This window comes from Agrobacterium sp. LAD9 (assembly GCF_003031125.1).
Taxonomy (GTDB): domain Bacteria; phylum Pseudomonadota; class Alphaproteobacteria; order Rhizobiales; family Rhizobiaceae; genus Agrobacterium; species Agrobacterium radiobacter.
The window spans coordinates 1-25,178 of sequence record NZ_PHGS01000003.1 but is presented as its reverse complement, the minus strand read 5'-3'; the positions used below and the strand labels follow the sequence as shown (position 1 = coordinate 25,178).

Annotated in this window: 26 protein-coding genes and 1 pseudogene; 17 read left to right on the top strand and 10 right to left on the bottom strand. The window is 60.5% G+C overall.

Going from position 1 to position 25,178, the window contains the following annotated elements; all coding sequences use genetic code 11:
- Positions 1-3: 3 nt before the first annotated feature.
- The gene (gene hisS, locus DA915_RS03345; RefSeq protein WP_107675160.1) at positions 4-1,527 is read right to left on the bottom strand and encodes a histidine--tRNA ligase; all 1,524 of its coding nucleotides are present in this window, start codon (positions 1,525-1,527) and stop codon (positions 4-6) included.
- A 157-nt stretch (positions 1,528-1,684) separates the two neighbouring features.
- Here hisS and DA915_RS03340 point away from each other — a divergent pair, with 157 nt between their 5' ends.
- The 5 genes and pseudogenes from DA915_RS03340 (at position 1,685) to DA915_RS03320 (ending at position 3,805) form a co-directional block, all read left to right on the top strand.
- The gene (locus DA915_RS03340; RefSeq protein WP_107675159.1) at positions 1,685-1,918 is read left to right on the top strand and encodes a DUF6290 family protein; all 234 of its coding nucleotides are present in this window, start codon (positions 1,685-1,687) and stop codon (positions 1,916-1,918) included.
- Positions 1,902-2,169: pseudogene (locus tag DA915_RS03335) on the top strand (type II toxin-antitoxin system RelE/ParE family toxin). Before DA915_RS03340 ends, DA915_RS03335 begins: the two are co-directional and overlap by 17 nt.
- Before the next feature lie 6 nt (positions 2,170-2,175).
- Positions 2,176-2,940 carry a hypothetical protein gene (locus DA915_RS03330; protein ID WP_107675158.1) on the top strand — a complete coding sequence of 255 codons (765 nt, stop codon included), beginning with the start codon at positions 2,176-2,178 and terminating at the stop codon, positions 2,938-2,940.
- A 41-nt stretch (positions 2,941-2,981) separates the two neighbouring features.
- A complete protein-coding gene (locus tag DA915_RS03325; protein WP_223568205.1) occupies positions 2,982-3,374 on the top strand; it encodes a hypothetical protein in 393 nt (130 codons plus the stop codon).
- Between the two features lie 56 nt (positions 3,375-3,430).
- Entirely contained in the window at positions 3,431-3,805 is a 375-nt protein-coding gene (locus DA915_RS03320) for a DUF305 domain-containing protein (RefSeq protein ID WP_060726049.1), read from the top strand.
- A gap of 170 nt (positions 3,806-3,975) precedes the next feature.
- On the opposite strand, the gene DA915_RS03315 is transcribed toward DA915_RS03320, so the two are convergent.
- The gene (locus DA915_RS03315) at positions 3,976-4,893 is read right to left on the bottom strand and encodes a LysR substrate-binding domain-containing protein (protein WP_026363679.1); all 918 of its coding nucleotides are present in this window, start codon (positions 4,891-4,893) and stop codon (positions 3,976-3,978) included.
- Positions 4,894-4,974: 81 nt separating this feature from the next.
- Between DA915_RS03315 and DA915_RS03310 the strand changes: the two genes are divergently transcribed.
- Entirely contained in the window at positions 4,975-6,018 is a 1,044-nt protein-coding gene (locus DA915_RS03310; RefSeq protein ID WP_065694890.1) for a YeiH family protein, read from the top strand.
- A 15-nt stretch (positions 6,019-6,033) separates the two neighbouring features.
- On the opposite strand, the gene DA915_RS03305 is transcribed toward DA915_RS03310, so the two are convergent.
- Positions 6,034-6,480 (bottom strand): hypothetical protein, encoded by a 447-nt coding sequence (locus tag DA915_RS03305; protein ID WP_080865875.1) that lies wholly within the window; start codon positions 6,478-6,480, stop codon positions 6,034-6,036.
- A complete protein-coding gene (locus DA915_RS03300) occupies positions 6,477-7,106 on the bottom strand; it encodes a DNA-3-methyladenine glycosylase I (RefSeq protein WP_107675157.1) in 630 nt (209 codons plus the stop codon). Before DA915_RS03300 ends, DA915_RS03305 begins: the two co-directional genes overlap by 4 nt.
- Positions 7,107-7,343: 237 nt before the next feature.
- On the opposite strand from DA915_RS03300, the gene DA915_RS03295 reads away from it, so the two are divergent.
- On the top strand, positions 7,344-8,123 hold the full coding sequence (locus DA915_RS03295) for a L,D-transpeptidase (protein ID WP_003503197.1): 780 nt from the start codon (positions 7,344-7,346) through the stop codon (positions 8,121-8,123).
- A gap of 263 nt (positions 8,124-8,386) precedes the next feature.
- Positions 8,387-9,046 (top strand): outer membrane beta-barrel protein, encoded by a 660-nt coding sequence (locus DA915_RS03290; protein WP_003503198.1) that lies wholly within the window; start codon positions 8,387-8,389, stop codon positions 9,044-9,046.
- Between the two features lie 223 nt (positions 9,047-9,269).
- Here DA915_RS03290 and glcF read toward each other — a convergent pair whose 3' ends face one another.
- From glcF to DA915_RS03265, 3 genes are all read right to left on the bottom strand, one after another.
- A complete protein-coding gene (gene glcF, locus DA915_RS03280; RefSeq protein WP_107675156.1) occupies positions 9,270-10,571 on the bottom strand; it encodes a glycolate oxidase subunit GlcF in 1,302 nt (433 codons plus the stop codon).
- Positions 10,572-10,574: 3 nt separating this feature from the next.
- The gene (glcE, locus tag DA915_RS03275; RefSeq protein ID WP_107675155.1) at positions 10,575-11,789 is read right to left on the bottom strand and encodes a glycolate oxidase subunit GlcE; all 1,215 of its coding nucleotides are present in this window, start codon (positions 11,787-11,789) and stop codon (positions 10,575-10,577) included.
- A gap of 241 nt (positions 11,790-12,030) precedes the next feature.
- Positions 12,031-13,464, bottom strand: a complete 1,434-nt coding sequence (locus DA915_RS03265) for an FAD-linked oxidase C-terminal domain-containing protein (protein WP_107675154.1) — start codon at positions 13,462-13,464, stop codon at positions 12,031-12,033.
- A gap of 110 nt (positions 13,465-13,574) precedes the next feature.
- Here DA915_RS03265 and DA915_RS03260 point away from each other — a divergent pair, with 110 nt between their 5' ends.
- Positions 13,575-14,474, top strand: a complete 900-nt coding sequence (locus tag DA915_RS03260; RefSeq protein ID WP_003503202.1) for a LysR family transcriptional regulator — start codon at positions 13,575-13,577, stop codon at positions 14,472-14,474.
- 165 nt (positions 14,475-14,639) lie between these two features.
- On the opposite strand, the gene DA915_RS03255 is transcribed toward DA915_RS03260, so the two are convergent.
- On the bottom strand, positions 14,640-15,914 hold the full coding sequence (locus tag DA915_RS03255; protein WP_107675153.1) for a DUF3422 family protein: 1,275 nt from the start codon (positions 15,912-15,914) through the stop codon (positions 14,640-14,642).
- On the bottom strand, positions 15,901-16,170 hold the full coding sequence (locus DA915_RS03250) for a hypothetical protein (RefSeq protein ID WP_080865866.1): 270 nt from the start codon (positions 16,168-16,170) through the stop codon (positions 15,901-15,903). Before DA915_RS03250 ends, DA915_RS03255 begins: the two co-directional genes overlap by 14 nt.
- Before the next feature lie 36 nt (positions 16,171-16,206).
- Between DA915_RS03250 and DA915_RS03245 the strand changes: the two genes are divergently transcribed.
- From DA915_RS03245 to DA915_RS03215, 7 genes are all read left to right on the top strand, one after another.
- Complete coding sequence (locus DA915_RS03245; RefSeq protein ID WP_107675152.1) at positions 16,207-16,980, top strand: FadR/GntR family transcriptional regulator; 774 nt, start codon at positions 16,207-16,209, stop codon at positions 16,978-16,980.
- Between the two features lie 103 nt (positions 16,981-17,083).
- Complete coding sequence (locus DA915_RS03240; protein WP_192886392.1) at positions 17,084-18,430, top strand: glycosyltransferase family 1 protein; 1,347 nt, start codon at positions 17,084-17,086, stop codon at positions 18,428-18,430.
- On the top strand, positions 18,427-19,173 hold the full coding sequence (locus DA915_RS03235) for an HAD family hydrolase (RefSeq protein ID WP_107675151.1): 747 nt from the start codon (positions 18,427-18,429) through the stop codon (positions 19,171-19,173). The genes DA915_RS03240 and DA915_RS03235 overlap by 4 nt, the downstream gene beginning before the upstream one ends.
- 299 nt (positions 19,174-19,472) lie before the next feature.
- Positions 19,473-19,913 carry an NUDIX hydrolase gene (locus DA915_RS03230; protein ID WP_035212549.1) on the top strand — a complete coding sequence of 147 codons (441 nt, stop codon included), beginning with the start codon at positions 19,473-19,475 and terminating at the stop codon, positions 19,911-19,913.
- A gap of 161 nt (positions 19,914-20,074) precedes the next feature.
- Positions 20,075-21,583 carry an inorganic phosphate transporter gene (locus tag DA915_RS03225; protein WP_060726040.1) on the top strand — a complete coding sequence of 503 codons (1,509 nt, stop codon included), beginning with the start codon at positions 20,075-20,077 and terminating at the stop codon, positions 21,581-21,583.
- Between the two features lie 14 nt (positions 21,584-21,597).
- A complete protein-coding gene (locus DA915_RS03220) occupies positions 21,598-22,335 on the top strand; it encodes a 16S rRNA (uracil(1498)-N(3))-methyltransferase (protein ID WP_003503215.1) in 738 nt (245 codons plus the stop codon).
- A gap of 118 nt (positions 22,336-22,453) precedes the next feature.
- On the top strand, positions 22,454-23,827 hold the full coding sequence (locus DA915_RS03215; RefSeq protein ID WP_107675150.1) for a glutamate--cysteine ligase: 1,374 nt from the start codon (positions 22,454-22,456) through the stop codon (positions 23,825-23,827).
- Positions 23,828-23,991: 164 nt separating this feature from the next.
- Here the strand turns inward: DA915_RS03215 and DA915_RS03210 are convergent, their stop codons facing one another.
- A complete protein-coding gene (locus DA915_RS03210; RefSeq protein ID WP_060722940.1) occupies positions 23,992-24,285 on the bottom strand; it encodes a DUF1127 domain-containing protein in 294 nt (97 codons plus the stop codon).
- A gap of 203 nt (positions 24,286-24,488) precedes the next feature.
- On the opposite strand from DA915_RS03210, the gene DA915_RS03205 reads away from it, so the two are divergent.
- On the top strand, positions 24,489-25,178 hold a 690-nt coding region (locus DA915_RS03205; protein WP_107675149.1), incomplete at its 3' end, for a LysR substrate-binding domain-containing protein.

Genomic DNA, 25,178 nt, shown 5'->3' with positions numbered 1-25,178 from the left:
GCTTCAGCGCCCTTCGGCGGCGCGGCGAACGTCCTCTGCCTGATGCTCAAGAATCTCGCGGACCTTCGCCACCAGTTCGGCCTCCGGCACGCTGACCTGCGCCACGCGCGCCTCGCGCCAGCTGGCATTGTCCTCGATCTCGCCGGAGAGGCGCTTGCCTTCGATCAGATCCTTGATCTGGACCACGCCTTCGGCACGCTCGTCGCCACCCTGGATGACGGCGATGGGGGAGCCGAGACGGTCGGCATATTTCAGCTGGTTGCCGAATTTCTTCCAGTTGCCCTGGTACATTTCAGCACGGATGCCCTCGGTGCGCAGCGCCTGCGTGAAGCGCTGGTAATGGCCCATGCTTTCCACATCGCCATCCATGACGGTGATCAGAACAGGGGCGAGCGGCTTGACCTGGCCGAGCTTGCCGAGGTTCTTCAACGCCGTCATCAGGCGCGAAACGCCGATGGAGAAGCCCGTGGCCGGAACCGGCTGACCCATGAAGCGCGAGACGAGACCGTCATAACGCCCGCCGCCGCCGACAGAGCCGAACACGACCTTTTCGCCCTTTTCATTGGTGACATCGAAGGACAGCTCGGCCTCATAGACCGGGCCGGTATAATATTCGAGGCCGCGAACGACGGAGGGGTCGATCTTGATGCGCGTCGCATCGTAACCGGCACTGGTGACCAGAGCGCCAATGATGTTCAGCTCCTCAACGCCTTCCGCGCCTTTCGAGGTGCCCGCAACCAGTCTCGCCAGATCATCGGCGCTTGCCGCATAGTCCTTGATGCCGACGAAAAACAGGACCTTTTCGATCTGCTCATCGCCAAGGCCCGCGCCCTTGGTGAAATCACCGGACTCGTCCTTGCGACCGGGACCGAGCAGCAACCTCACCCCTTCAGGACCGAACTTGTCGAGCTTGTCGATGGCGCGCAGCACGTTCAGACGACGGCCGGCATTTTCCTCGCCGCCGAGGCCGATGGCTTCCATGACGCCATCAAGCACCTTGCGGTTGTTGACGCGAATGACGTAATCGCCGCGCTTGATTCCGAGCGCTTCCAGCGTATCGGCCATCATCATGCACATTTCGGCATCGGCCTGCACGCCGGCGGCGCCCACCGTATCGGCATCGAACTGCATGAACTGCCGGAAGCGGCCGGGGCCGGGCTTTTCATTGCGGAACACGTAGCCAGCGCGATAGGTGCGGTATGGCAGCTGGATTTCGTTGAAGTTTTCCGCGACATGACGGGCGAGCGGCGCGGTCAGATCGTAGCGCAGGCTCATCCACTGATCGTCGTCATCCTGCAGCGAAAACACGCCTTCGTTCGGACGGTCGCTATCGGGCAGGAATTTGCCGAGCGCATCGGTATATTCGAACAGCGGGGTTTCGATCGGGTCGAAGCCGTAGAGCTCATAGACCTTGCGGATCTTCTCGATCATCTCGTTCACGGCATGAATATCGGCAGCCGTTCGATCCACGAAGCCGCGCGGCAGGCGGGCTTTCAGTTTCTGAGGCTTTTTTGCTTTTTCGCTCATGATGCCGATCCGATATTTTCCTGAAATTATGCCGGTGTATTAGAGGATGAAGCCCTGTGCGGCAAGCCGCAAAGGCTCCGGTTTTGCTGGCTCACGCAGCCAGGCGGCGCTATATGGGATACGTGTATCCCATTTCGGATCGGGAGGGACACGACCCATGAGCAAACAGACGGCCATCCGCCTGCCTGATGAGACCTATGAGCAGCTGAAGGCGCTTTCCGAGCGCACCGGCCGCACATCCGCCTATTACCTCCGCGAGGCAATCGAGAAACATATCGAAGATATGGAAGACCTGTATCTCGCAGAGGAAGCGACGCGGCAGCGCATCGCTAATAAAGAACGCACCTACACTCTGGAAGAAGTGATGCGTGATCTTGATCTGGAAAATTGAGTTTCAGCGCGCTGCCATCAAGAAACTGGGCAATTTGACGAAAAGCGATTCCAATCGCATCGTTTCTTTTCTAGCGGACCGCATTGCCAGAGATGGCAACCCTCGAAGGACCGGCTCCGCCCTTCAAGGCTCCGAACTCGGAAATTTGGCGCTACCGGGTGGGCGATTACCGCATCATCTGCGATATACAGGATCACAACCTCGTCGTGCTGGTGGTCGAAATCGGCCATCGCCGTGATATTTACCGTTAGGCATTCATGATCCTCGAAGCCCTGCAATATGCCGCCACACGCGCGGTTACGCCGAAAGAATTCCGGCCGCATATCCGCTATTCCGTCAATCTCTGGGCGCGCGCCAACCGCTGCGCCAAAGCGTGGGCGGAGCATGAAAACAACAGCCGGCAATTCGTGCTGCAATCGGCCGGAAAGCTGAAACAGCGGCGAACGGCAGTCGTGCTTGGGTCGGGCCTGTTGCGCGATGTGCCCTATGATGCGCTGGTGGCGATGTTCGATACCGTCGTTCTGGTCGATCTGGTGCATCTCGCCAGCCTGCAGGCAAAACTGCGCCTCAATGCCAAAAAGAACGTCCGTATTGCCAATCGCGATCTTTCCGGCTTTGACGATATTCTTGCCGGCAAAGCAGCCGAGCCGCTCGATTTCCTGCGGCGCGTGCCCTATCTCGATCTCGTGGTATCGGCCAATCTCCTGTCACAGATCGGCACCGGTGCGCGCCACCGGCTGGAGCGGGAAAAGATTGCGGCTGCGCCGGACGATCTTTTGCCGAAGCTCATTCACACCCATCTGGAAGCGCTGGCTGGCCTGCCCTGCAAGGCCTGCCTGATAACCGACACATCCTTCGACATCATCGGCAGGGATGGCAATCTGCACCAGCACGAAGACCTGCTGCATGACGTCGAGCTTCCTGCACCCGCGGCCGCATGGGAGTGGCCGCTCGCCCCGTTTGGCGAGGAAAGCAGGGATTATCGTATCGTGCATCACGTCATTGCGTGTGAACTCACCTGATCGTCATGCTTATTCCATAATTTCCACGGTAGATTCACGCCATGTCTCAGGTGGTACGCACATTGATGTTCCTTGCCTGCCTGCTTTACGGTGCAATGCCGGCGCAGATGGCGATGAGCATGCCGATGGGCATGGCGGTTTCCTCACAATCGCCGATGAAACACGGCGATGCCCATTCGCATCATGCTGCTGATCGGGACGATGCTTTTCAGGCGCATGCAGAGAATAAGGCTCATAAAGCGGGCACGGTCGGCTGCTGCCCGCATGGTGACCATGCCGCACATCCCGGTTCCTGTGCCGCCTGCCTGATCGTGGTTCCGCGCACGACCTTCGCCGATGGCGGTCGGATGACGTTTGCCTATCCGAAACCGCAGCGCGGCATTGTCTTTGACGGCAAGGCTTTCGCCCCGCCGCTGCCGCCTCCCCGCGCCTGACTGCAGATTTTTCAGACCACCATCGAAAAATCCGTCAGACACAGGAAGGATAATCCATGTCTATCAAAACCATCACGCTGGCCGCCGCTTTCGCAGCCTCCCTCACCATGCCCGTTTTCGCACAGGAGGCGAGCGGCCATGCCGGGCACAGCATGTCAAAAGGCACCGCGAGCGACAGCGCTTCCACCAAGGCCTTCATGGAAGCCAGCAAGAAAATGCATGGCGATATGGCCATCGATTATAGCGGCGATGCCGATGTCGATTTCGTTCGCGGCATGATCCCACATCATCAGGGCGCGATCGATATGGCCAAGGTCCAGCTGGAATACGGCAAGGATCCGGAAATCCGCAAGCTGGCCGAAGAGGTGATCAAGGCCCAGGAAGGCGAGATCGCCATGATGAAGGCCTGGTTGAAGTCCAGGGGTAAGTGATTGACACTGTTAAACGAGGAGCGCCGGTTATGGCGCTTCTCCGAGGTTGCGACTTTCTTCTTCTCCCCGCCGGGGAGAGAAGCAAGCGGCACCCCTTCGCTTCATCGGCGACGGCGTTACGCAAGGGTGAGACGATGCCGGATTTAGGGAATGTTTGGCACACTCACAGCCTAAAGACCCGCGAGGCCGGCCTTGTAATCCTCCGACGCCGCCCGGCTGAGGCGCTCCAGTTCCATCGCCGCCCGGCTGGTATGGCGTTCCTTGTGGCGCAGCAGGGCGAAGTTGCGGGCAGGCAGATCGATGCCGGCGCGGACAAGCAATCCCTGCCGCAGAAACAGGGATGCCACTGAGGCGGACACCGCCGTGGCGGCGCCGCCGGAACGCGCCGCCATCACCACCGCCTCATTGGACGGCAGTTCCAGCATGACGGACAGTTCCGCGGGGTCCACCCCCATCTGCCGCACGGCCGCCTCGAAGGCGGAGCGGGTGCCGGAGCCCTGTTCGCGCAGCACCCAGGAGGTGCCATAGAGCATATCGAGCGCGGTGAGGTAACGACCATCGGCAAAGGGGTGGGCCGAACCGGTGACGACCAGCAGCTTGTCGGAGACGACGGGCTGCACCATCAAAGCCGGTTCATCAATCCTGCCTTCGATGAAACCGACCTCCGCCAGACCGTCAAGCACCGCCTGCGTCACCGTCTTGGTATTGCCGATATCCAGCCGCACGGTCACGCCGGGATAGAGTTTCTTGAACTGCATCAGGATCGGCGGCAGCCAGTAGCTTGCAATGGTCTGGCTGGCGCAGACGGTGATTTCACCACGCGTCAGCCCGCCCATTTCGGAGAGAATCAATTCCGCATTGCGCACACGCGCCAGCGTCGCCTTGGCTTCACCCAGAAAAACCCGACCACTTTCGGTCAATTCAATGTTGCGGCCGACGCGATGGAACAGCTCGACATTATAAAAAGCTTCGAGATTCTTGATGGCGGAGCTGACAGCGGAGGCCGTCAAACCGATAGCTTCTGCGGCCCTTGTGAGGTGTTCGCGTTCGGCAACGGCGATGAAGATGCGGAGCTGTTCAAAGGTCATGATCATTCATTCGATTTTATCGAATGATATATGCCATATTATTTGATAGAATAAAACAGGCGGCTGCGGCATTGTCTGGCCATGGCACAACATCGCACCCTCGCTCACCCCTTTCAGTTTTCGCTTCGCTGGCTTACCCCGCTTCTGCCGGGAATTCTCATCTGCGCGGCGGTCAGCTGCGCCGCCATTCTGGCGGAACGCTTTCAGGTGCGGCTTGCGGGCCACGCATGGCTTGGCGATCTTGTGCTCGCCATTCTGATCGGCACGCTGCTGCGTTCGCTGGTGTCTCTGCCTGCCGTCGCTTCGGCCGGCATAAAGTTCAGCGCCAAGACGCTGCTCGAAATCGCGGTGGCGCTTCTTGGCGCATCCCTGAGCCTTTCCATCCTCAAAGGCGCAGGCGGCTTGCTGATCGGCGGCATTGCGCTGATCGTCGCGCTGTCGCTGGTCGTGAGCTACGCGGCCGGACGAATGCTGGGCCTGCCACCCAAGCTCGCGACGCTGATTGCCTGCGGCAACTCCATCTGCGGCAATTCCGCCATTGCCGCCGCAGCGCCCGCCATTGGCGCCAAGCCGGAAGATGTTGCCGCCTCGATTGCCTTTACCGCGGTTCTCGGCGTCGCCGCCGTTCTTTTGATGCCGTTCCTGCCGCAGCTTTTGGGTCTCGATGCCACCCAATACGGAATTTTCGCCGGCCTGACGGTCTATGCCGTGCCGCAGGTTCTGGCGGCCACCGCCCCGCTCGGCGCGATCGCCGTGCAGACCGGCACCATCGTCAAGCTCATCCGCGTTTTGATGCTGGGGCCCGTGATCGCTGCCCTCTCCGTTATCCACGGCCGGTCCGACAAGGGACGCCTGAAGCTGCAGCAGATGGTTCCGTGGTTCATCATCGGCTTCGTGCTGATGATCATGGCCCGGTCCTTCGGCCTTATTCCCGAGGCTCTGATCGGCCCCGTCGCCTCGCTCTCCAACATCCTCACCATCATGTCGATGGCGGCTTTGGGCCTTTCGGTCGATATCCGCAGCCTGCGCCATGCCGGCGGCAAGGTCATCATCGCCGCCAGCCTGTCGCTCGTGCTGCTTTGTGTTCTGAGTTTCGGACTGATTGTGCTGACCCAGGCGGCCTGAGCAAAAGGCGGGCCGTTATTTTCCGGTGCTGACCGTCAACGTGTAGTGCGCGCCCAGCCCACGGCGCGGTGATCCCAGAATAAGCGTCGGGCGGATCAGCCATTCCGTATCCGCCTTCGGCGTCAGCGTCGCGACCTTGCCTTCGGAATCGCTGAAGAAGATCGCATCCTCATCCGGCGTCGAAAAATCGAAGACCGCCATCAGGACGAATTCGCTGGAGGCGGCAAGCTCGATCTTCACCGTCTGCCCGGCCTTCACCTTCAGGCGATAGACATCGCCGCGCCCGCGCCGCGTCCAGCCGTCAAGCTTCAGCGGGCCGGCCGGTGGCAGCGCCACTTCCTTCAGCCTTTCGCCGTCATCCAGCCAGATGCCGTCGACATTGCGGCCTTCTTCGGCGAAGGAGGAATGCGGCACGGCGGCCACGGCCATGGTGAGAGCCAGGAGAAGGGAGGTTACCTTCATGGACGTACAAACTCCCGCCGCATGACCTCTATCGGCTGGCGGCAATGACAGCCTTCGATATGATCGTTGACCATACCCATGGCCTGCATGAATGCATAGACGGTCGTCGGGCCGACGAAAGTCCAGCCCCGCTTCTTCAGATCCCTGGAAAGACGAGTGGAGGCGACACTGGTGGGGTTGGCCCTTAACGTCGCATAGTCGAGCCTTTGCGGCCTTTCTGCGGCGGCGGGTTCGAAACCCCAGAAATAACGCGCGAGCGAACCGAATTCGTCGCGCAGCGCCACGGCGCGGCGGGCATTGTTGATGGTCGAAACGATCTTGCCGCGATGGCGGATGATGCCCTTGTCGGCAAGGCAGCGCTCAATATCGGCCTCGCCGAACTCAGCCACCTTTTCGAATTCGAAATTGGCGAAGGCAAGACGGAAAGCCTCGCGCTTGCGCAGAACCGTCAGCCAGGAAAGGCCGGACTGAAAACCTTCCAGACAGATCTTCTCGAACAGGCGGCGATCATCGGTGACGGGATAACCCCATTCCTCGTCGTGATAACGGCTGTAATCCTCCAGCCCCTGCTGCCAGAAACACCGCACAAGGCCATCCGCGCCCGTTTCAAGTCCCGCTTCGCTCATTGTGCCGACAATCCCTTTCGCTACCGCTCGCAAGCGGTGTGAACCTGCGCGCTTACCACTCATTCACCACGTTTCAAAACCGGGCGCTAACCTTAAATCCAGCTTTCCCTAATCAAGCGCTTTTTAATGAACAGCCATTTACGATTCGCTGGCGTCGAGGTGCGAACGTGTCCGGCAAAGCGGACGAACAGTCCCGCAAATTCATAGTTGCGACATCCCGCAGAGAGAGTCCACCCGATGCCGATGAAGTCCGTTTTTCTGGCGCTGAGCCTCGTTTCCACCCTCGCCGTCCCGGCCGCCATGGCCAATGAGCGTTATCGCGAGCGTCCGCCCGTCGTCGTCAGCCCGGACCTTTCTGCCCCTTGGGTAACCCAGCTCGGTGGCCGCGGCAATGTCCGACCCGTGGTCTATCCGCGCGCACCTGCCGCACGCCAGCCGCTGTTCCAGCAGCGCCAGGCGGCCGCCATGCCGCAGCGACCCAGCTCCGGCGTCACATCGCAGCGCCCGGCACGGGTGCAGAATGCCGCCGTACGCCCCAACGCGCCGGTGCGCACCCAGATCGCGCCGCAATTCCTGCCGCAGATCGTGAACTATGACACCGCTGAGAAGCCCGGCACCATCGTCATCGATACGCCGAACCGCTTCCTCTATCTCGTGCTCGCCGATGGCAAGGCCCGGCGTTACGGGGTCGGCGTCGGCAAGCCCGGTTTCGAATGGGCCGGAACCCACAAGGTGACCCGCAAGGCGGAGTGGCCGAGCTGGACCCCGCCGAAGGAAATGATCACCCGCGAGGCGGCCAAGGGACATTACCTGCCGGCCTTCATGGAAGGCGGCCCGGCCAACCCGATGGGCGCGCGCGCCATGTATCTCGGCTCGACTCTTTACCGCATTCACGGCACCAACCAGCCCTGGACGATCGGCAGCAACAATTCCTCCGGCTGCATCCGCATGCGCAACGAGGATGTCACCGATCTTTACGAGCGCGTGAATGTGGGAACCAGGGTCATAGTGATATGATGGCAACGGTTCAGTCATTCCGGCCGCTGCAGGGCCGGAATGGCGGCGTATCCGCTTGAATTGCCGCCTTGCAGCGGTACAATCCGGCTCACTTCAATGAAATTGAGACTTGGCGGGGGACGCCAGGCGCCGGACCTCTCTCAGGGGATGACGGAACGGCCTTAAAACGGGTGGTCAATAGACCGCCCGTTTTTCGTTTCTGTCATTCAAATGTTATCAAAAAACGCTTTGGTGAATTACTGATATCAATCTGGATTCACTTCATGTCGCGCCATACTTTATTTGTTTGCGCCCTGCTCTGCAGCGGCGTTTCCTTCTCTGCCGCAATAGCGGGCGAATTTGAAATTTCCGGTTACGGCGGCTGGCAAAGCGCGCCGCACAGCGATGTGAAGGTTTCCGACGGGCCGGATTTCCGGGCCGGATGGGAAGGAAAGTCCTTTTCCAACCCGCCCTATTGGGGCGTGCGCGGCACCTACTGGTTCGATGAGGGCCAGCTCCGGAATTTCGGTATCTCGCTCGATTTCACCCATGACAAGGTCTATGCCGACGATCAGACGCTAGCCCGCTCCGGCTGGTCGCATTTCGAATTCACCGACGGCCTGAACCTTTTGACGCTGAACGCGCTCTACCGCTTTCCGCTGGAATCCCTGCCGATCACCCCTTACGTCGGCGCCGGCGTCGGCATCAACGTGCCGCATGTGGAAGTATATCGTCCCTCGGGCAAGACCTTCGAATACCAGTTCGGCGGCGCAACCCTGCAGGCGCAGGCCGGCCTCAGCTACCGCATCACCGACAATTGGTCGACCTTCGTGGAATATAAGGGCACCTATTCCTTCGTCGACGTCGATATCGACAATGGCGGCTCGTTGAAGACCGACATCATCACCAATGCGGTGAATTTCGGCGTGGCGTATAAGTTCTAGTATCGGAGTAACCACCCTCTTCCCTCATTCCTGTGCTCGTCACAGGAATCCAGCCGTCGCGCGCGTCTGCGCGGCGGGGAGAGTCCTTTCAGCCCAAGTCCTTGGGCTGGCTGGATCCCTGTGACAAGCACAGGATGAGGAGAAGCCTCCGAAAGGCGCACCGGCCCCAACCTATCGTCACGCGCCGTCATTCCGGATCGCTGCCTTATCGGCAAACGGCGCTCTAAACCGAAAGCCTCGCCGGTTTCGGCCCGCCATAAGCCCAGTCCAGCAGTTCCACCGTATGCAGGATCGGCATATCAGTGCCGGTTCCGATCTGCATGATGCAGCCGATATTGCCGGTGGCGATGACATCCGCCCGTGTGGCCTCGATGTTCTTCACCTTGCGGGCCTTCAGCTTGCCGGAAATCTCCGGCTGCAGGATGTTGTAGGTCCCTGCCGAGCCGCAGCAGAGATGCCCCTCCGCCGGATCACGCACTATGAAACCCGCCGCCTTCAGCAGCTGTTTCGGTGCGAGCGTTATCTTCTGGCCGTGCTGCATGGAGCAGGCGGAATGATAGGCAACCGTCAGGCCCTGGCTCTGCCTTTGCGGCAGATCGAGACCGGCGAGATATTCGGTGATGTCCTTCGCCAGCGCCGAAACCCGCGCGGCTTTTTCCGCATAGGCGGGATCAAGCCGCAGCATGTGGCCGTAATCCTTGATGGTGGTGCCGCAACCCGACGCGGTGATGATGATAGCGTCAAGGCCGCCATTTTCCATCTCCCGGGTCCAGACATCGACATTACGCCTTGCTTGAGCGAGCGCCTCTTCCTCCCGGCCCATATGATGCACCAGCGAGCCGCAGCAGCCCTCGCCCTTCGGCACCACAACCTCAATGCCGAGCCGCGCGAGAAGCCGCAGCGTTGCCTCATTGATACCGGGGTCGAGCACCGGCTGGGCGCAACCGGTAAGGATGGCGACGCGCCCGCGCTTTTCGCCCTCCGCCGGTCTTTCACCCGGACGGGTGGAGGCGGAGGCAGGAGGCACGGCAGCGGGGGCGAGAGCGAGCATGGATTGCAGCGGTTTTAGCGCCGGGGCCTTGGCAAGCAGGCCCGCGAAAGGCCGCGCCAGCCTTGCCAGCTGCAAGGCCAGCCGGAAACGGGTGGGATGGGGCAGAACCGCGACCAGAAGATTGCGGATCAGCCGATCCATGAACGGGCGCTTGTACGTCTGTTCGATGTGGGCGCGGGCATGATCGACAAGATGCATGTAATCCACGCCGGAGGGACAGGTGGTGGTGCAGGCAAGACAGGAAAGACAGCGGTCGATATGGGTGACGACCTCACGGTCGGCCGGGCGGCTGTTTTCCAGCATGTCCTTGATGAGGTAAATACGGCCGCGCGGGCTGTCCAGCTCGTTGCCGAGTGTCACATAGGTGGGACAGGTGGCAGTGCAGAAACCGCAATGCACGCATTTGCGCAGGATTTTTTCGGATTCCGCCACATGCGGATCGGCCAGTTGCTGCGGCGTGAAGGATGTTTGCATGGTTCAGACCGCCCTTTGCATCGTTACGGCCATCTTGCCGGGATTAAAGATGCCCGCCGGATCGAGTTTTTCCCTGATACGTGCAGACAGGATGGCCTCCGCCGCCGGGCGCGGTTCGAAGGCCGCCACAGTGGCGCGCACGGCACCGCTTGCCCTCACCAGCGTGGCATGGCCGCCGCCCAGCGCCTTGATAGCGCCGCGCAGCAAAGCGGCCTCCGGGTCCGCCTCCATCTGCATCCAGACAAGACCACCCTGCCAGTCATAAAAGGCGTCGATGCCCGCTTCCATGCGTAGCGCTGCGACGAGCCGGTGGCCGGCGGCAGGTGCAACGGAGACTTTCCACAGCGGCTTGGTATTCTGACCGGCATAGGGCGCGACATCACGCACCTGCCGCCATAAAAGCCTGCTTTCCTCGCCCTCCAGCAGCGCCCATGGACCGACCCGGTCCATGACGGAGAGGAGCTTGCGGGCGCGCGCTTCCACCGAGGCGGAGAGCCCTTCCAGCCGCAGAATTGTCGCCGGACCTTCCGGCAGGTTGCCATCGATGAAGCGGGAACGCACGCTTTCGGGCAGATGCGCCGCTCCGGAGACCTCGACGCTCAGCGCCATCGCCGCGGCCATGATGCGTGTCGCCGCCTCATCGTCGAGACCGGAAACGACCACGGTTTTTTCTGCAGGCGGTTTCGGCAATACGCGGAAAGTCACCTCCGTGAGAAAACCGAGCGTGCCGAAAGATCCGGCAAGGAACTTCGACAGGTCGAGCCCGGTGACATTCTTCATCACCCGGCCGCCGGCCTTGATGATCTCGCCGCTGCCATTGACGAAACGGATGCCGAGCAGGCTGTCGCGGGCGGCACCCGCCACATAACGGCGCGGGCCGGAGACATTGGCGGCAAAGACGCCGCCGATGGTCGGCTCACCTTCTGTGCCCATGATCGGGCGGTGGTCCATCGGCTCGAAGGCCATCATCTGCCGGTTTTGTGCAAGGGCGGCTTCGATGGTGGCGAGCGGGGTGCCTGCCCTGACGGTCATGACCATTTCGGCGGGGACGTAGGAAACGATGCCAGCCATTGCGCGGGAGCTCAGCCCGGTTTCCGCCGCCACGGCATTGCCGAAACCGGAGCGGGTATTGCCGCCGAAGATTTTCAACGGGATTCTTCGGGTCGCGTGGTCGCGGATGATATCGGCGACCTGGGTTTCTGCGTACGGCGTCAGCATGGGGTTGCGGGCTCCGGGCATGGGACAGCGAAGTTTGCGCAAGGGATACCCCCCTCTGCCCTGCCGGGCATCTCCCCCTCAAGGGGGGAGATCGAATCGAGGCGATCTCTCACTCCACTCTCGAACGCTGCGAATGAAGCGATGCGCGGGCGTCTTACCGATCTCCCCCCTTGAGGGGGAGATGCCCGGCAGGGCAGAGGGGGGTGAGCCGTACCCACAGAGACCATAAAACTCAAACCCATCATCCCCTCCCCTCCAGCGGAAACACCTTGGAAGGGTTCATCAGCCAGCCCTCGTCAAAAGCCGCCCGCACCGCCATCTGCTGGGCAAGATCGGCCTCACCATATTGGTGGCGCATCAGATCGCGTTTTTCGATGCCGACACCATGCTCGCCGGTCAAACAGCCACCCGCATCCACACAGAGCTTCAATATTTCATTGCCTGCCTCTTCCGCGCGGGCCGCGTCTTCAGGATCATTGGCATTGAACAGGATGAGCGGATGCATGTTGCCATCACCGGCATGGAAGACGTTTGCGACGCGCAGGCCGAGACGGTCGGTGATCTCGCTCGTCTTTTTCAGCACATAAGAAAGCTGGGAAAGCGGCACCGTGCCATCCATGCAGATATAATCCGCGATGCGGCCCGTTGCGCCGAAGGCGGATTTGCGGCCTTTCCAGATCGCCGCAGCCTCCATGGCCGACTGGCATTCCTTCACGGTCTTCACGCCATGTTTTCGGGCAATGGTGACGATATCGGCAAGCATGGCGTCCATTTCCGCCTCGGAGCCTTCGACCTCCACGATCAGAAGCGCGCCGACATCCAGCGGATATCCCGCTTTGGCGAAGGCCTCGCAGATCTCGATGGCCGGCTTGTCCATGAACTCAATGGCAACAGGGATGATGCCCGCACCGATGATATCGGCCACGCAGGAGCCCGCTTCTTCCGAGGTTTCGAAGCCGAACAGTACCGGGCGCGCGCCTTCCGGCTTGGCGATCAGCCGTACCGTCGCCTCGGTGACGATGCCGAGCTGGCCTTCCGAGCCGCAGACGAGGGCGAGCAGGTCGTAACCGCCGGCATCGAGATATTTACCGCCCAGTTCGAGAACAGTGCCATCCACCAGCACCATTTTCACGCCGAGCAGATTATTGGTGGTGACGCCATATTTCAGGCAATGCGCGCCGCCGGAATTCATGCCGATATTGCCGCCGATGGTGCAGGCCAGCTGCGAACTGGGATCAGGCGCATAAAAGAAGCCTTCAGCGCCGGCCGCATCGGAAATGGAGAGATTGGTGACTCCCGCCTGCACCCGCGCCGTGCGATTGTAAAAATCAAGCTCAAGGATCGCGCTCATCTTCGAAAGGCCGATCACCACCGCATCCTCCTGCGGGATCGCCCCGCCGGAGAGCGAGGTGCCGGCGCCGCGCGGCACGACCGGAATGCCGTAGCGATGACAATATTTCATCACCGCCGCCACGTCCTCGGTCGTCTTCGGCAGCGCCACGGCAAGCGGCAGGCGGCGATAAGAGACAAAGGCATCGGTTTCGAAAGGCACGAGTTCGCGCGGCTCGTGCACAAGACAGTCCGCCGGCAGAATATCCTTGAGATCAGCTATGATGCGGTCGCGATCTGCGACCACCTTCGCGCGCGGCGCCAGAAACTTTATCGGCTGTGTCACCGCCCCTCCTCCATGCCATTCCACTAACTGGTATTGTTTCTTTACCACTTTGAAACGGCGCAATCAAATGATATGGATTTTTTCCATTCTGGAAATAATCAAGGGCAACTATGACAAATCTGGGCGATCTGGAAGTCTTCGCAAGCGTTGCCGCCTCCGGCAGCATGTCGCTCGCCGCCAAGGAGCTTGGCTATTCGCCCGCCGTGATTTCCAAGCGCATCAAGCGGCTGGAAGAAAAGCTCGGCGCACGACTTTTCCAGCGCACCACGCGGCAGATTTCTTTGACCGAAGCGGGACAGGGATTTTACGAGCGGGTGCTGGCCGTATTGGAAGGTCTGGAGGAAGCGGAGGATTTCGTCTCCGGCCGCGCCAACACCGTCAACGGCACACTGAAGGTTTCCGCACCCACCTCCTTCGGGCGCATGCATATCGCGCCGCATCTGAAGACATTCATGGAGCGGCATCCGGACCTCTCGGTCCATCTGGTGCTCAGCGACGAGTTCATCGATATCATCGAGGGCGGTTACGATCTGGCTATCCGTATTGCCGACCTCAACTCCTCCAGCCTCGTCGCCCGCCGTCTGGCGCCGGTGCGCCGTGTGCTCTGCGCCTCGGCGGACTATGTGGCGGCCCACGGCATGCCGGCGACAATCGAGGATCTGAAGAAACACCGCTGCCTGCCGGCGCACAATAACGACGTGTGGCGACTGGAGGGGCCGGGCGGTGCGCTCAGCATCCGGCCGGAGGGAATGCTGGTCACCAATTCGAGCGAAGTGATCCGCGAGGCGGTGATATCAGGACTTGGCATTGCGCTGCGCTCCACCTGGGATATCGGCCATGAATTGCGCAGCGGGAAGCTGGTACAAGTGCTGCCCGGTTATGAGGGATCGCGCAATGTCACGCTGTCGGCGGTTTATCCGAGCCGGCAGTTCCTACCCGCGAAGGTGCGGCTGTTCATCGATTATCTGGCCGGGCTTTATGGGCCTTCACCCTATTGGGAACAAGGCTAAGGCGGCGAGGCCGTATCAGCACCACCTCTCCTCCCTCATCCCTGTGCTCGTCACAGGGTCCAGCCAGCCCAAGTCCTTGGGCTGAAAGGATTCCCTCCGCCGCGCAGACGCGCGTTGGCTGGATTCCTGTGACGAGCACAGTAATGAGGGAGACTGGGTTGCCCCTTAATGCCCGCCCTCTGCATGGGACCGGCGGATGCGGCGCACGACCCACCACACGCCAAGCACAGCGAAGGGAACGGAGATACCGGTGACGATGGCCGGATCAACCGGCAGAACATCATGGCTGATCGCCTTGGTGAGATAACCGATGAGGCCGACGACATAATAGGAGATGGCGGCGACCGAGAGGCCTTCGACCGTCTGCTGCAGGCGAAGCTGCATGGCGGCGCGTTTGTTCATGGTGTTGAGCAACACCGTGTTCTGCCGCTCCAGTTCCACATCGATCCAGCTTCGAACCAGAGCCGTGGCGCGATAGAGCTTGCGCGACAGGTTGGCCTGCCGCTCCTCCACCGACTGGCAGGTGCGCATGGCGGGCGCCATGCGCCGTTCCAGAAAGCTGCCCATGGTCTCATGGCCCTGCACCGGCGTTTCCGCCAGCGCCCGGATGCGTTCGCGCACGATGCCGTCATAGGCGCGGCTGGCGCCGAAACGATAGAGGCTGAGCGCGGCATTGGCTTCGAGTTCCGCCGCAAGCCGGGTCATCTCCGCCAGCAGCGCATCGGCCTCGTCGCGCGCACCGTTTTTCATGCGCTGGGTGATGCCGGTCAGACCATCCTCGATGCGGCGGATTTCCGGCGACAGCGTCTGCGCCATCGGCAGGCCGAGCATGGCGAGCGTGCGGTAGGTCTCGATGTCGAGCAGCCGCTGCACCAGCGCGCCGCGGCTGTAATCGGTGAGGCCCCGGTCGATCACCAATATCTGCGTCAGCCCGTCGCGATCCTGGCGGAAATCGGTGAGGATAGCGGCCTGCCCGTCGCGCACATCGCTGTGACAGAGGCTGGTCGGTTCGAACATCGCTTCCGCCTGGGAGGTGACACCGTTCTCAGGACGGATTTCCAGCCGCACGCCCGAGATTAGCGAGCCGGGTGGCGAAAAGCCGTCGCCGAAGGGATCGCCCGCGATTTCGCCGCCAAATTTTTCCGGTGCGGGGCCATCCCAGAACCAGGTCGAGAACTCGGTATGCCGCTCCCAGCGAAGCGTCCCCTGCCCCCAGGGCATCGCATGGTGGCGGGCATCACGTTCCGGTGGTGCGACACCACGGCTGCGCGACATTTCCGCGATGACCGAGTGATGCACGGCCGAGCCGCCATCCATCATGAAGGCGAGCTGGATGATGATGCGCGATGGGGCAAGCAGCACGGTCGGCCGCGCATGCACCTCACCCAGAGCCAGCGACCTTTCCGGCGCGCTTGCGAATGCAAATCTACCCTTGGCCATTGCGATATCGTCCCCGCTTCTTGTCCCGGATTTCTAAGCCATCGATCACAATGAAAACACCGCAATCGAAGCCGATGTAATTGTTTTGATCCATCTGGCGGAAAAATCCGCCATCATCACCCTGTCCAGCTGCTGCTTTAACAAAAGCCAGTTTCAAAAGGCAGATGCCGTGTTGCCGCAGGCATGACACGGCCAGGCGGAGAACTGGATAGAATATTTGACCAGTGCGACGCTTCGCTGGTACTTTGCCCGGCATCAAATACGGGGCGGCATCTCGCCGGAGACTTCTGCGATGGACGAAACGCTTTTTGCGCGCATCGAGCACAGCCGCACATCGCAGGAGGTCGTGCTGCGGTTCGAGGAACTGATCCTCGACGGCATCTTGCGGGATGGCGACCGGCTGCCGGGCGAACGGGAACTGGCGCAGAAGCTCGATGTCTCGCGCCCGATCCTGCGGGAAGCACTGAAAGAGCTTGAGACCCGCGGCCTTCTCGTGAGCAGGCATGGCGGCGGCACCTATGTCGCCGATATCGTCGGCGCGGTCTTTTCAGACCCGTTGAGCGCACTGATCACCCGTCACAGCCGGGCGACGCGGGATTTCCTCGAATATCGCCGTTATATCGAAGGCATGACCGCCGAACTTGCCGCACAGCGGGCGACGGAGCCGGACAGGCGCAACCTTGCCGCCATCGTCGACAGAATGCGTGAGGCGCATGAGGCGGGCCACTTCGAAGAGGAACTGTCAGGCGATGTGGAATTTCACAATGCCATCGGCGAGGCGGCGCATAATATCGTGCTGATGCATACGCTGCGCTCCTGCTACAAGCTTCTGAGCGACGACATCTTCTATAATCGCCATCTCATCTTCACCGTCGCGGGCGCCCATGACGAGGTGCTGAGGCAACATATCGCCATCCACGACGCCATCGCCGCCGGCAATCCGGCAGCAGCGAGGGCGGCGGCGGAAGCCCATATCGATTTCATTGTGGAGACGACCTCCAAGGCGCATCAGGCGCGGGAATGGGACCGGATTTCCCGTTTGCGACAGCAGCAGCGCAGCGGCTGAAAACACCGATTGGTGAAATGCGCCATCCATTTTATTCGGTTTTTGATGGAACCTTTTGTGCTCTTCGGTCTTTTTATCGGGTTAATTGGAAAAATTTACCAAGATGGGACCCATGACAACCACGAGCGAAACTGAACGCTATCCGCGGATAGCTCTCATATCGACGCATGGCTATGTCGCCGCGCATCCGCCACTGGGCGCGGCCGATACCGGGGGGCAGGTGGTTTATGTGCTTGAGCTTGCACGCAAACTCGGCCAGCTCGGTTACACCGTCGATCTTTATACCCGCCGCTTCGAAGACCAGCCGGAATTCGACGAGGTTGACGAGCGCGTCCGTGTGGTGCGCATTCCCTGCGGCGGACGCGATTTCATTCCCAAGGAATATCTGCACCGACACCTGATGGAATGGTGCGAAAACGCGCTGCGTTTCATCAAGAAGAACGACCTGAATTATTCTTTCATCAACAGCCATTACTGGGACGCCGGCGTGGCCGGGCAGCGACTCTCCGAAGCGCTGAAAGTGCCGCATCTGCACACGCCGCATTCGCTCGGCATCTGGAAAAAGCGCCAGATGGAGACGGACTATCCGGAAAAGGCCGATACGTTCGAACTGGAATTCAACTTCAGGGAACGCATTCAGCACGAGCTTATCATCTATCGCAGCTGCGACATAGTGATCGCCACGACGCCGGTGCAGCTCGACGTGCTGATTGAGGATTACGGGCAAAAACGCAAGCACATCCACATGATCCCGCCGGGTTATGACGACAACCGTTTCTTCCCGGTTTCGGATGCGACGCGGCAGATGATCCGGCAGCGTTTCGGCTTCGAGGGAAAGACGGTTCTGGCCCTTGGGCGGCTTGCCACCAACAAGGGTTATGATCTGCTGATCGACGGCTTCTCCGTTCTTGCGGAGCGCGAACCGGAAGCCCGTCTGCATCTCGCCGTTGGCGGTGAGAATATGGACGAACAGGAAACCACGATCCTCAACCAGCTGAAGGAGCGGGTGAAAGCGCTCGGTCTGGAAGACAAGGTGGCCTTTTCCGGTTATGTCGCGGATGAAGACCTGCCGGATATCTATCGCGCTGCCGATCTTTTCGTGCTTTCCAGTCGCTATGAGCCGTTCGGCATGACCGCGATCGAGGCGATGGCGAGCGGCACGCCAACTGTCGTCACCATCCATGGAGGGTTGTTCCGGGCCGTGAGCTATGGCCGTCATGCGCTGTTTGCCGATCCTTTCGACAAGGAAGACCTCGGCATCACCATGATGAAGCCGTTCAAGCACGAGCGGCTTTACGGGCGGCTTTCCCGCATGGGGGCACACAAGGCGCGCAGCCTGTTCACCTGGACCGGCATTGCCCAGCAGCTGCTCGCCCTTGTGGAAGGCAGGACCATGATGCCGGTTCTGGAAGAAGCCGACTGGGCCGAACCATGGAATGACGGCGATTGAAACCGCTTCGTCTTTTTTCCACCGATCTCGACGGAACCGTTGTCGGCGACAATGACGCCACGCGGCGGTTTCGCGATTTCTGGCACTCATTGCCGGAGGCGCAACGTCCCCTCCTCGTTTTCAACAGCGGCAGGCTGATCGACGACCAGCTTGCCCTCCTGGAAGAGGTGCCGCTGCCGCAGCCGGACTACATCATCGGCGGCGTCGGCACGATGCTGCACGCCAAAAAGCGAAGCGAACTGGAAAGCGCCTACACACAGTCCCTCGGCACCGGTTTCGACCCGCGGAGGATTACCGAGGTCATGGCCGGAATTCCCGGTGTGACGATGCAGGAGGAGCGTTACCAGCACGGCTTGAAATCGAGCTGGTTCCTGCATGGCGCCGATGACGCCGCGCTCGGAGAGATCGAAGCAGCGCTTGTAGCGGCTGATATCGACGCCCGTCTCGTCTACTCCAGCGATCGCGACCTCGACATCTTGCCGAAAGCCGCGGACAAGGGCGCAGCGCTCACATGGTTATGTGGACAATTACGCATCGGCCTCGACGAATCAGTGGTTGCGGGCGATACTGGCAATGATCGGGCGATGTTCGAGTTGAAGAATATTCGCGGCGTGATCGTCGGCAATGCCCTGCCGGAGCTTGTCTCGCTGGCACATCAGGATACGCGCTTTTTTCACGCGGCTGCGAGAGAAGCGGACGGTGTGGTCGAGGGCCTCCGGCACTGGGGGATAACCCCTGATTAAAGCAGCCCCGGCCACAATTCATAGCGGCTTTGCATTCTGAATGGCTTGAAGGCAGGCAGAGAGAGTATTACCGCATCGGCTGTCCGGCCGCGGGGAACCGCCCGGTCAGAACTTTGTTCGCAAATCTACCACATCCCCTGCGCCCAAAGGCTTCATCAGCATGAAGACAGTAGTGGGTTATGGGTAAAGGGGGATTGGCGGAATCTGCGGCATCTCTATATTAGCAATTATCACTACCCGGCAAAGAGGATTTATTCGGATTGAAGATTTTGAATCGATTGGCGACAGATGTTGGCTTGATGTTGCGCAGACCGCCGCGACAGCAATATGCGGCGCTGTGCTATCGATTGTCGAAAAAAAATCCGGGGCCGGAAGTCTTACTGCTGACCAGCAGGGATACGGGCCGATGGGTCATTCCCAAGGGCTGGCCGATGGCCAACAAGAAGGCCCATGCGGTGGCCGAGCAGGAAGCCTATGAGGAAGCCGGTGTCAAAGGCACGGTGGAAAAGGCGCCCTTCGGTTATTACGACTACGAGAAAAAGCTGAACAGCGGCGTCAACGTGCCATGCAGGGTGCAGGTGCATCTGCTCGAAGTTTCGGAAATGCAGGAAAGCTTTCCCGAGAAGGAATCGAGACGTTTGGAATGGGTCAGTCCGCAAGAAGCCGGCAAGCGCGTCAACGAGCCGGAACTGAAGGCGCTTATGCTCGCTTTCGACAAGCGGATGGCGCATTCGAAATAGCGCGCCCGCCCCTGATGTGGCAATGTGCAGTTTGTTTTTCCAACATGGCTTTTATCGTCTTTCCTTTTGGAAAGATGTGCGAGATGTAACAGTCTTTCTGTAAATTGCCTTCAACCTGCGACGCTGCCGGACGAAAGGGAATGCTGGCAAACGAGGTGTGAATGGCAACGAAGCCGCCATCAAACATGAAGCCGACGCTCGACAAGGATCTCGACAAGTTCACCCGTGTCGAGGAGGCGACGCTGCACGTCACGCAGCAGCTTGCCGGCCTTGGCGCGGGGTTCATGTTCGTTGTTCTCGCGGCTGTCTTCGCAGGCGCTTTCGTCACGGGCACCGCGGGTGCCGTCATCATCATCGCCGCCGTCGCCATCGGCGCCTATATGGCCATCAATATCGGCGCGAACGACGTGACGAACAATGTCGGCCCGGCGGTCGGCGCCAAGGCCATGCCGCTTGCCGTTGCGCTCATCGTCGCCGCCATCTGCGAGATTGCCGGGGCATTGATCACCGGCGGCAATGTCGTGGAGACCATTTCCAGCGGCATCATCAACGTCGAGACCATCCCCGACAGGACCGCCTTTTCCTGGGCGATGCTGTCGGCGCTTCTCGCCGCCGGCCTTCTCGTCAATATCTCGACCTGGACAAGAGCGCCGATCTCCACCACCCATACGGTGGTCGGCGGGGTTGCGGGCGCCGGAATGGCCGCCTATGGGGCGAAAGCGGTCGACTGGCTTTCGCTCGGCAGCATCGCCTTCGCATGGGTACTCGCACCCTTCATCAGCGCCTTCATCGCCGTCGCCATCCTTGCTTTCATCAAGGAATTCATCATTTACCGCGAGGACAAGATCGGCTCGGCCCGGCTGTGGGTTCCGGTTCTCATCGGCCTGATGGCGGGCGTCTTCATGGCCTATCTCATCTGGGTCGGATTGCGGCAGCTCATGCATGTGTCGCTTGGCCATGCCAGCCTCATAGGGCTGGTGACCGGGCTTGTGGCGTGGCGGCTTTGTGTGCCGATCATCCACAAACAATCGGAAGGGCTGGAGAACCGCAACCAGTCGCTTCGAATCCTGTTCCAATGGCCGCTCGTTCTCGCCGCCGCCTTGATGTCCTTCGCGCATGGGGCAAATGACGTTTCGAACGCCATCGGCCCTGTCGTGGCCATCGTGCGCGCCCTGCATGATGAGGCGGTGAGCACCTCCGCCCGCGCACCGCTGTGGGTGATGCTGGTCGGCGCCTTCGGGCTTTCCTGCGGTATTCTTCTTTATGGCCCGCGCCTCATCCGCCTCGTCGGTGAACAGATCACCAAGCTCAATCCGATGCGCGCGTTTTGCGTTTCCGTGGCCACGGCGCTCACTGTCCTCGTTGCATCGCGCTTCGGCCTGCCGGTCAGCACCACCCACACCGCCATCGGCGCGGTGTTCGGCGTTGGCTTCTTCCGTGAATGGTATACGCAATCGTCACGGCGGCGGCAGGAGCTCGTTCAGGCGGGAGCCGGCCAGACAATCCGCCGCGCCCAAAAATATGCCGACAATCCCTCCGAGGTGCGCCGCCGTTATCTTGTCCGGCGCTCCCACTTCATGACGATCATCGCCGCCTGGCTGGTCACCGTTCCCTTAAGTGCAACGCTTGCGGCGCTGCTCTATTGGCTCATGTCCTTCCTCTTTCTCTGAAACCGAAAAATCCCATGCGCGCTAATTTCCGGATGCAACGCCTGTACATCGAAGCCAATCTTGCCGAAGGCGTCGCGCAGGAGGCAACAACCGAACAGTTCAACTATCTCGCCAATGTGCTGCGCATGACCGACGGCGCGGAAATCCTGCTGTTCAACGGGCGTGACGGCGAATGGAAAACGAGACTTTCCTTTCCGAGCCGCAAGAAGATCATTCTCGTGCCCCTCGAGCAGACACGTCCGCAGCCGGATGCACCTGACCTGCATTATCTTTTCGCACCGCTGAAAGTCGGGCGCATGGATTATGTGGTGCAGAAGGCGGTGGAAATGGGCGCCGGCCTGTTGCAGCCGGTGATGACGCAGCATGTGCAGGGCAAGATTCACAACACCGAAAAACTGCGCGCCAACGCCATCGAGGCCGCCGAGCAGTGCGGCATACTGTCCCTGCCCGACGTGGCCGAGCCGGTGAAACTGAAGGACATGCTCGAGTCCTGGCCTCACGACCGGCGCATCATCTATTGTGACGAAGGCGATGCGGGGCAAAATCCGTTGCCAATCCTGCAATCCGTCACGGAACGCAAAATTGCCCTGCTGGTCGGCCCGGAAGGCGGATTTTCCGAAGAGGAGCGGGAGCTTCTGCGCGGCCTTTCCTTCGTCACCCCCATTCCGCTCGGGCCGCGAATCCTGAGGGCCGACACGGCCGCCGTCGCCGCACTTGCAGTCATTCAGGCTGTTATCGGCGACTGGAACTGAGAGGCACCATTGCGCTTCATGCATCTTTAAAAGAAATTCATTTGCCTCCGGATACGATCCGGCCCTATCTGCCAATCATATGCCTCGCCGCAACAGAGACGTCATAACAAGGTAAGCCATGGCACGCGACACGACCGACCAGACACCCCTCTCCTCCGTCACGGAGCTTACAGATTATCTGGCAGGCGGTTGCAAAGCTGAAGCCGATTTCCGCATCGGCACCGAACACGAAAAATTCGCCTTTTTCCGCAAGGATAACAGTCCCGTTCCCTATTTCGGCGAAGCCAGCATTTCGGCCCTTTTGAAGGGCATGCAGGAAAAGCTCGGCTGGGAGCCGATCATGGACGGTGAGAACATCATCGGCCTTGGCGAACAGCACGGCATGGGGGCCATCTCCATCGAGCCGGGCGGCCAGTTCGAACTGTCAGGCGCGCCGCTCGAAAACCTGCATCAGACCTGCAAGGAATCCAATCAGCATCTGGCGACCGTGCGCGAAGTGGCCGAGCCGATGGGCATTCGTTTCCTCGGCATCGGCGGCAGCCCGTTGTGGAGCTATGACGAAACGCCGCATATGCCGAAATCGCGTTACGCGATCATGACGCGCTATATGCCGAAGGTCGGGACCAAGGGTCTCGACATGATGTACCGCACCTGCACCATTCAGGTTAATCTCGATTTCTCCTCCGAAGCGGACATGCGCCAGAAGATGCGCGTTTCCATGAAGCTGCAGTCGCTGGCAACCGCGCTCTTCGCCTCTTCGCCCTTCACCGAAGGCAAGCCGAACGGTCTGCTCTCCTGGCGCGGCGATATCTGGCGCGACACCGATAATCGTCGCTCGGGCGTGCTGCCCTTCACCTTCAACCAGGATTTCGGCTTCAAGGATTATGTGGAATGGGCGCTTGATGTGCCGATGTATTTCATCGTGCGCGACGGCAAATATCACGATTGCACCCACGTCACCTTCCGTCAGTTCATGAACGGCGCGCTGAAGGGCGAAATCGCCGAGTGGCAGCCGACAATGGGCGACTGGACGAACCATCTTTCCACCCTGTTCCCGGATGTGCGCCTGAAGCGCTTCCTCGAAATGCGCGGTGCGGATGGCGGCCCGTGGAGGCGCATCTGCGCCCTGCCGGCGTTCTGGGTCGGACTTCTCTATGATCAGGAAGCGCTGGATGCTGCCGATGCACTGACGGCCGGCTGGAGTTTCGACGAGGTCATCGCCCTTCGCGACGCCGTACCGGCCAAGGGTCTGGCCGCAGAGATCGCCGGCAAGCCGCTCCTCGGCATCGCCCGTGAGGTGCTCGACATTTCCCGCACCGGCCTGAAAAACCGCAAACGCCTGAATGGCGAAGGCCAGGATGAGACCGTGTTCCTGTCCTCGCTGGATGAGGTTCTGGCCAAGAAGACCACCCTCGCCGAAGACCTGCTTGCGCTTTATAATGGCCGCTGGGGCGGTTCGGTGCTGCCGGTCTTCGAGGAATATCAATATTGAGGCATTGGCACTAAAGCTGCACCGCCATTAAAAAAGCCCGGCGCGGCCGAGGGGCCTGACACCGGGCAAAGGCAGGGCTATTGGCAAATCACCCTGCGGGGAAAACTTTTCAGCTCGGAGCAGTTCCGGCAGCTGGAGGTCTGCCGGAGTTGCGCGAACAAAACTTAGAGCGCCTCAAACCGCGTGACCGAGCGTAGCTGTGCGGCCCGGGTCAGATGGGCGGTCGGGTCATCGAAAAGGCCGGTATTGAGCGCATTCGTCACATCCGATCGCACCAGACCGACATCCGCAAGCAGGCGGTCGTCGAGTTCCGTCAGCTCATTGGCGCAGATACGGTTATAGATGCGCTGCAGAAAGGTTTTCACGGTCGAAGCAACACCGACAACGAGGCGACGAAGCGCATCGCTTTCCCTGCCGGTTGCGAGTTCCAGTTCCATTCTCCGTTCTGCCGTGCGCATGACACTTATCCTTCCGTAACGGCACGATGCGGCACCGCTCCCGGCGCACCACGCGCGAGAAGCTGCCTCGGGTTGAGGGCTCGACATCTCGTCGGCCCGGGGTTGATATTGATTTGCTTGGTGTCAAAATGTCGCAAGACTATTGATCAGTCCAACGAATGTTTCTAATGTGAGGCATCAATCATTCTGATGGATGACCATCCATGTCCGCACCTCTCGACATAGACCAGCTGCACACCTTCATCGCCATCGTTGATACGGGCAGCTTCACCAAGGCCGCAGACCGCGTCTTCAAGACGCAATCCGCCGTCTCCATGCAGATGCGACGGCTTGAGGAACGCATTGGCAAACAGCTCTTTGCAAAAGACGGGCGCGGCAACCGCCTGACGGCGGAGGGCGAAAAACTGATGAATTATGCCCGCCGCATCATCCGCCTCAATAATGAGGCGATTGCCGCCTTCGACGACAACCGGCTGGAGGGCACGCTGCGCATCGGCACGCCCGATGACTATGCCGACCGCTACATGCCAGAGATCATCGGGCGTTTTGCCAAGACCCATCCCAATGTCGAGCTCTACATCGTCTGCGAACCATCCGTGAGCCTTGCCGAAAAAATGGCGCGCGGCGAACTGGATATCGCGCTCGTCACCCATAATCCGCGCGCGCGCTCCTCGGATGTGGTGCGCACCGAACCGCTCTGCTGGGTCGCTTCCGCCAACCATCCGCTGAAGGATGACGCGCCGGTGCCGCTTGCCGTCGGCCGGCGCGACTGCCACTGGCGTCAGCTCGCCTGTTCGGCGCTCGATGCCGATGGGCGGGAGTATCAGGTTCTGTTTACGAGCTGGTCTTCCACCGTGGTCGCCGCCGCCGTGCTGGCGGGAATGGCCGTCTCG